This window comes from Paramuribaculum intestinale (genome assembly GCF_003024925.1).
In the GTDB taxonomy this organism is placed as follows: Bacteria; Bacteroidota; Bacteroidia; order Bacteroidales; family Muribaculaceae; genus Paramuribaculum; species Paramuribaculum intestinale.
Genome location: NZ_PUED01000272.1, coordinates 1 through 2,398 on the forward strand (window position 1 = coordinate 1; position 2,398 = coordinate 2,398).

At 49.8% G+C, this 2,398-nt stretch carries 1 protein-coding gene; it reads right to left on the minus strand.

The genetic code is table 11. The features are described 5' to 3' along the window. Positions 1-144: 144 nt before the first annotated feature. Positions 145-1,986 (minus strand): glycoside hydrolase family 32 protein, encoded by a 1,842-nt coding sequence (locus C5O24_RS12590; protein ID WP_237613031.1) that lies wholly within the window; start codon positions 1,984-1,986, stop codon positions 145-147. Positions 1,987-2,398: the final 412 nt, after the last annotated feature.

Genomic DNA, 2,398 nt, shown 5'->3' on the forward strand with positions numbered 1-2,398 from the left:
TTGCTGCGGTACTTTTTGATTTTGTCCGGCGTTATTTGCTTTCATCCTCAGTTGTGTAGCTCGGCTACACGCCCTCGTCTTAAAGCAAAAACCACTCGAACAAATCTCAAAAATCACTCGCAGCTAATTTTTGCGAGTTACTTATCAGTTTTCTTTAATTGAGTAGATATGTAGATTCTCGATCTTCGCGTTGCCTCCCCGCGCTGACACGGAGAGTCGCGTGTATGGGATTGTCGGAAACACCAGGTTGGTCATCACGAAGTTTCCGTTATTGCCGAACACTTCGATACTTGACCTGTCGATGAATATTCTCAATGATATTCGGTTGTCGGTTTCAAATGTGGGTGCGACAGTCACTGCCGGGAAATCCTGACTGAAGTCGACCACTCCGCTTTTTGTGCGGTCAAACGACAGAGTGTGGGCGACGGCATCGTACGTCATGACTACTTTCCCACCGTCACTGTTGCTGAGTTCTATCTCGACAGCTCCAGATTTTCTTGCATCAACGTCAAACACTATCTCGCATACGCCATCGTTGGCCGAAGGGAGAACGTAAGTACGGGATTTTCTGCCGACGGAAGCTTTTCTGACTTTAAGCGACAGGCTGCCACGTAAGGCCGTAAGTTCCGGCGACGGCTCAGATGACAGATATATCTGTCCGTCGGCGGCTTTGAAGAGCCGAGCCTCGCGCGGCAGGGTGTTGGCACTGCGGAACTGCATTGTAGGCACCTCTGCGGCATACTGCCAATTGCTCATCCATCCGATCACTGTTCGACGGCCGCCGGGGGCATCACTCCAGCTTACGGTTGCATAATGGTCTTTTCCGAAATCCATCCACTTTGTAGGGATATTGCCATCGGCATCGACATCGGCCTTGAAAGTCTTTCCGTCGAATTCGCCTATAAAATATTGTGTGGCGCTTCCGCCGAACGGGCCGCCGGGGTTGAGATTGCACAGCATCACCCACTTTTCTTCGCCACTGCCCTCGACCGGCAGCCGGAACAGATCGGGACACTCCCAGACACCTTCCTGGGCGCCAATGCCCTTACCGAACGAACTCTGCAGAGTCCATTTCTTCATGTCAGGAGAGGTGAATATGAGCATTTCGTGTTCGAGCGCATGAGCCAGCACGAGCACCCACTGCCGGGCGTCATCGTCCCAGAACATATTTGGATCGCGCGCTTCGGATTCAAGAGTCAGCACAGGGTTTGCCGCGTATGTACGGAATGTCTCGCCATTGTCATCACTCCATACAAGGCTCTGAGTCTGACTTGCATCGGCTGATGTATACAGCCCGACTACAGCATTCTTTCCGTATCCGGCCGTAGAGCTACGGTCGATGGCGCAGCTTCCGCTGAACACCATTCCGAGTCCGTCGGGCTGTATTGCCACAGGATGATGATTCCAGTGGACAAGGTCTGTCGATGTGGAGTGTCCCCACGAAAGGTTCTGCCATTTCGATCCATAGGGGTTGTACTGGTAATACAGGTGCCATATCCCGTCTTTATAGAACATGCCGTTAGGATCGTTCATCCAGCCATATAAGGGTGTGTGGTGATAAGCCGGGCGATATTTCTCGCGGTTGACGGTGTCGAACGTATCAGCAAGCGAGATATTATTCCAGCAGGCATCATCGGCGGCTTCTCTTACCGATGAACGCCCCTGATTGGTGAATACGTTCATCACCACCTTATGCCCGCGGTAAGGGGTGAGGTCAAACGGTACATAATAGTCAACTCTGTTTTTCGCCAGTCTCACGTTGATGGTACGGTCGAGCCGTCCGTCGACAAGAACGTTGATTCTTGCGTCGTCGTGAGATTCCTGCACCGGAAGCAACAGATACTTTCTCTCGCCGTTTACTCTTACGATGGTATTGTTTGTACCCAGATGGTTTATTTCCACACCGTCAAGCGGCGATGCACCGGCCATGACCGCTGTCAGTCCAAGCATCATCATGACCGCGATGCCTTTTATAGTCTTGCTCATTGTTTATGATTATTGGTTAAGTAAGTAACTCTTAAAAATCAGTTGATATTATCGAACCCGTCAGTAACCCGTGGCTTGCTGCGGCTTCTTTTTAGCCGATTTCGGATTGTAGCTCTGTCGGAATATGTAGATATTCTCCTTCGCTCCACACCGAAACACTCCATAAGACAAGCTGAATATTATAAAAATTCGACCACTTGCCTAGGCCGCTGTTTCACGATGCAAAACTACTCAAATGCCAGGAGCAGGGATATAAAAAATTGTGCATAGCCTATCAAATATGTTGTTTTGCCCGATTTTTAATGTCTTATGCACTTTTTTTATCGGATAATGGTTAAATTTGCACAATCGTAAGGAGGGTCGACACACACTTGACTGCCAATAGTCCGGGCAGGTGTTTACCGATCACCAC